Here is a 4,697-nt window from a genome sequence, read left to right on the forward strand (position 1 = left end):
CCCTCGATCACCGCTGGCCCAGCATCACCGAAGACCGCCAGCGTCCCAGTGGCACCACCTAGCTGGACAGGCAGCGCCGACCGGACACTCTCAAGCCGCGTCAGTGCCTCATCAAGACCGGTCAACCAACCGGCAGCCTTCAGCCCGAAGGTAGTAGGACCAGCCTGCTGTCCAAGGGTTCGCGCGGCCATCGGCGTGTTCCGATGCGACCGCACCAGCTCCGCACAGGCAGCCGACGCGACCGAGGCATCGGCGGCATCCAGTGCGCGTCCGACGCACAACAGCAACGCCGTGTCGAGGATGTCCTGGCTGGTGCTTCCGTGATGCACCCACGGCCGTGCCTCAACCGGTAGTTGCTCCCCGATCACCCGCACCAGCGGTACGACGGGATTGCCCGCCGACTGCGCATCCCGGCCAAGCCGCCCAAGGTCGAACTGCCCACTCCTGCACACTTCCGCGATCGCAGCAGCCGCATCAGCCGGTACTACGCCGGCCGCCGCACCCGCCTCGGCTAGAGCCTGCTCGCAATCAAGCATGGCCCGCAGCAAAGCGTGATCGGACACCTCGGCGTCCACCTGATCCACCCCGGCCAACGGTCCAAGGAGGAGCCCAGAGTGTTCGGCATCCGCACGGATGTTCATTTCGTGAACGTACGGCGCCTTTCGGGCCAGCGTCAATGCTGCGGCAAAGCATTGACGCCTCAGCGATCAGCGGACTAAGTTCTCCATAAGAACATGCGTTCGCTATGCGAACATCCCTGCACCGCCCCCTTCCCCGCCCGGGATCTACAGGAGGAGCGACCATGCGACGTGCAGTCGCCACCGTTCTCGCCAGCACCCTGCTCTTCGCCGCCGCCGGCTGTGGTGGCGACGACTCGGGGTCCGCCACCGACGGCGGACCGGACAAGTTCAAGGTCGGAGCCATTCCGATCGTCGACGTCGCTCCCCTGCACCTCGGGATCGCGAAGGGCTTCTTCAGCGAGCAGGGGATGGAGATCGAGGTGGTCAACACCACCGGCGGCGCCGCGGCCGTGCCCGGCGTGGTCAGCGGCGACTTCACCTTTGCCTTCGGCAACGTCACCTCGCTGATCGTTGCCAAGTCGCAGAATCTGCCCCTGAAGGCCGTGGCCGAGGGCAACTCCTCGACCGGCCAGGACGGCAAGGACTTCGGTGGCGTGGTGGTGCCCAAGGACAGCCCGATCACGTCGGCCAAGGACCTGGCCGGCAAGCAGGTCGCGGTCAACAACCTGAAGAACATCGGCGACACCACGGTCCGTGCTTCGGTCCGCAAGGCGGGCGGTGATCCGGCCGGGGTCAAGTTCGTCGAGATGCCCTTCCCGGACATGCCGGCCGCGATCGCGAACCACCGGGTCGACGCGGCCTGGATCGTGGAGCCGTTCTTCACCACCGCCAAGAACCAGGGCGCCAAGGTGATCGCGTCCAACTTCGTCGACGCCGCACCCGACCTGACCGTCGCGGTGTACTTCACCTCGGAGAAGGTGCTGAAGGAGAAGGCTGATCTGGTCAAGCGGTTCACCGCCGCGATCGAGAAGTCGCTGCAGTATGCGACCGATCATCCCGACGAGGCCCGCGCCGTGCTGTCGAAGTACACGAAGATCGATGCGGGGGTCGCGGAGAAGATGACGCTGCCGGCCTGGCCGCAGAAGGTCAACACCGCCTCGGTGCAGACGATCGCGGACCAGATGCAGGCCGATGGACTGATCAAGGACAAGTTCGACGTGGCGCAGGTGTTGCCGTGACAGCTGTGCTCGGCCTGGCCGGCTTCGCCACCTTCCTGCTCCTGCTGGAGCTCGTGCCGCGTGTCGGCCTGGTGTCGCCGGAGTACCTGCCGCCGCTCAGCGAGATCCTCGGCGCACTCGCCGACGAGGTCCGTACGGCGGAGTTCTGGCAGGCGGTCGGGGACACCTTGCGGGGCTGGTCGCTCGGACTGTTGATCGCGGTCGTCCTCGGGGTCGTGGTGGGCATCTTCCTCGGCATCGTGCCGGTACTGCGCGAGTTCACCGCGTCCACGATCGAGTTCCTCCGGCCGATCCCCTCGGTGGCGTTGATCCCCCTTGCGGTGCTGGTGTTCGGCACCGACCTGGGCTCGACCCTGCTGCTGGTCGTGTACGCGTCGTTCTGGCAGGTGCTGGTGCAGGTGATGTACGGCGTGCACGACGTCGACCCGGTCGCCCAGGAGACGGCCCGGTCGTTCGGCATGGGTTGGTGGTCGAGGGTGAGACATCTGGTCTGGCCTACTGCCTTGCCGTATGTCCTGACCGGAGTGCGGCTGGCCGCTGCGGTCGCGTTGATCCTGGCGATCACTGCCGAACTGGTGATCGGGTCGCCAGGCCTGGGGAACCGGATCGGCAGTGCCCAGTCCGGTGGAGCCGTCGCCACCATGTATGCGCTGGTCCTGGTCACCGGCGTACTAGGCGTCGCGGTCAACCTACTCGCGCGACTGCTGGAACGACGGGTGCTGCACTGGCATCCGTCCGTTCGAGGGGAGGTGGCCGTGTGACCGTCGTTCTCCGCAGGATCGCGACGGTGGTCGCGGTACCGATCGCGCTGCTCGCCGTCTGGTGGATGACGTCAGCGCAGAGCACGAGTTACTACCTGCCACCGTTGTCGAAGATCCTGTCCACCTTCGATGACGTGTGGTTCAACCAGCGGTTCCTGGACGACGTAGTACCGAGTCTGCTGCGGCTCCTGGTCGGCTTCTCGCTGGCGTTGGTGCTCGGCGTCGCACTCGGAGTACTGGTCGGGTCGTCGCGAGCAGTCCGCTCGTACTGCGAACCGGTACTGGAGTTCCTCCGCGCGATCCCGCCGCCCGTCCTGGTTCCGGTACTGATGCTGTTCGCGGGCATCGGCGACACGATGAAGGTGCTCGTGATCGTGTCCGGCTGCATCTGGCCGATCCTGCTGAACACGGTCGAGGGGGTCCGCGCGGTCGACCAGGTGCTCTCGGAGACCTGTCGCGTCTACCGGATCGGCGGCCGCGCCCGGCTGACCACGTTGGTCCTGCGGTCCGCCAGCCCGCAGATCATGGCCGGGGTCCGGCAGGCGGTGTCGATCGGCATCATCCTGATGGTGATCAGCGAGATGTTTGCCGCCAGCAACGGCCTCGGCTTCACCATCATCCAGTTCCAGCGATCGTTCAACATCACCGAGATGTGGACAGGCATCCTGCTGCTGGGCATCCTCGGCTTCGTCCTGTCCCTCGCCGTCCGGGCCGTCGACCGGCGGGTCCTGCGCTGGTACCACGGTCAGCGGCGCACTCACCTCGGAGCCCGATGATGACGAGTCCGCTGGACGGCGAAGCCCTGCTACAGGTCCGCTCGCTGCGGAAGGTGTACGACGCCCGCGGCCGCGTGGTCGAGGCCATCGGCGACCTCAGTTTCACCGTCGGCAAAGGCGAACTGGTCTGCGTCGTCGGACCCTCGGGTGCAGGCAAGACCACGCTGCTCAAGTGCGTCGCCGGCCTGCTCCCGCCGACGTCGGGCGAGGTCGTCCTGGACGGTCTGCGGGTGACAGCGCCTCCGCCGGGAATGGCAGTGGTGTTTCAGGAGTACGGCCGCAGTCTCTTCCCGTGGCTGACTGTGCGGGGCAACGTCGAGCTGCCCCTGAAAGAGAAGGGTTTGCCGCGGGATCGTCGTACCGAACTGGTCGACGAGGCACTGCGGGCAGTCGACCTGACTGAGGCGGTCTCGGCCTATCCGTGGCAGTTGTCCGGCGGCATGCAGCAGCGGGTCGCGATCGCCCGGGCCGTCGCGTACGAGCCGCGGATCATGCTGATGGACGAGCCGTTCGCGGCCGTCGACGCCCAGACCCGGGCCGACCTGGAAGACCTGGTCCGGTCGCTGTGGCAACGGTTCGGGGTCACCATCGTCTTCGTCACCCACGACATCGACGAGGCGGTCTATCTCGGTGGCCGGGTGCTGGTGCTCTCCTCGTCGCCGACGGAGCTGATGGACGACGTAGCGATTGGGCTGCCGGAGGAACGTGATCAGCTCACCACCCGGTCGTCGCCGGAGTTCGCCCGGCTCCGCGCGCATGTGTTCGAGCTGATCCAGCAGGCCAAGGGCGTCCGATGACGACGGTGCGCGACGCGACTTTCGACGTGTTGCGTGCCTGCGAACTGCGCGAGATCTTCGCCAACCCCGGGTCGACCGAGGTGTCGTTCCTGGTGGATCTGCCGGAGGATCTCCGGTTCGTGCTCGCGTTGCACGAGGGCTCGGTGGTCGGGATCGCGACCGGGCATGCGTTGGCGACCGGGCGACCCGCCTTCGTCGTACTCCACAGCACGCCTGGCCTTGGCAACGCGGTGAGCGCCCTGGCCACGGCGAGGGTGAATCGGGCTCCGCTGGTCGTGGTGACAGGCCAGCAGGATCGAAGGCACCTGGCGCTGGAACCGTTCCTGGCTGGACGGCTGGATGATTTGGCCGGGAGTTATCCAGTCTGGGTCGCGCAGCCGGCGATACCCCAGGATGTTCCTGCCGCGATCCGCCGGGCCTGGCACGAGGCGTCGTACCGGCGAGGGCCCGCGCTGGTCGTAGTACCGATGGATGACTGGCTGGCGGAGACTGACGAGAGCTTGGGCCTCGCCGCACCCGCGGTCGTCCGGCGCCCCGCTGCTGCCGACGAGGCGAGGCCCAAGCTCTCGTCAGTCTCCGCCAGCCAGTCATCCATCGGTACTAC

The 4,697-nt window shown here is 67.0% G+C and carries 6 protein-coding genes; 5 read left to right on the forward strand and 1 reads right to left on the reverse strand.

The window, feature by feature from the left end:
* A partial coding sequence (locus tag VFG33_RS25690; RefSeq protein ID WP_325055518.1) for a lyase family protein occupies nucleotides 1-641 on the reverse strand: 641 nt, incomplete at its 3' end.
* Nucleotides 642-802: 161 nt separating this feature from the next.
* Between VFG33_RS25690 and VFG33_RS25695 the strand changes: the two genes are divergently transcribed.
* The 5 genes from VFG33_RS25695 to VFG33_RS25715 form a co-directional block, all read left to right on the forward strand.
* The gene (locus VFG33_RS25695; RefSeq protein WP_325055519.1) at nucleotides 803-1,759 is read left to right on the forward strand and encodes an ABC transporter substrate-binding protein; all 957 of its coding nucleotides are present in this window, start codon (nucleotides 803-805) and stop codon (nucleotides 1,757-1,759) included.
* Nucleotides 1,756-2,520: an ABC transporter permease gene (locus VFG33_RS25700; RefSeq protein WP_325055520.1), complete on the forward strand. Its 765-nt coding sequence runs from the start codon at nucleotides 1,756-1,758 to the stop codon at nucleotides 2,518-2,520. The genes VFG33_RS25695 and VFG33_RS25700 overlap by 4 nt, the downstream gene beginning before the upstream one ends.
* Nucleotides 2,517-3,296 (forward strand): ABC transporter permease, encoded by a 780-nt coding sequence (locus VFG33_RS25705; protein ID WP_325055521.1) that lies wholly within the window; start codon nucleotides 2,517-2,519, stop codon nucleotides 3,294-3,296. The genes VFG33_RS25700 and VFG33_RS25705 overlap by 4 nt, the downstream gene beginning before the upstream one ends.
* Nucleotides 3,296-4,093: an ABC transporter ATP-binding protein gene (locus VFG33_RS25710; RefSeq protein ID WP_325055522.1), complete on the forward strand. Its 798-nt coding sequence runs from the start codon at nucleotides 3,296-3,298 to the stop codon at nucleotides 4,091-4,093. Before VFG33_RS25705 ends, VFG33_RS25710 begins: the two co-directional genes overlap by 1 nt.
* On the forward strand, nucleotides 4,090-4,697 hold a 608-nt coding region (locus tag VFG33_RS25715; RefSeq protein ID WP_325055523.1), incomplete at its 3' end, for a thiamine pyrophosphate-binding protein. The genes VFG33_RS25710 and VFG33_RS25715, both read left to right, overlap by 4 nt.

It is taken from the genome of Kribbella sp. (assembly GCF_035687465.1).
GTDB lineage: Bacteria > Actinomycetota > Actinomycetes > Propionibacteriales > Kribbellaceae > Kribbella.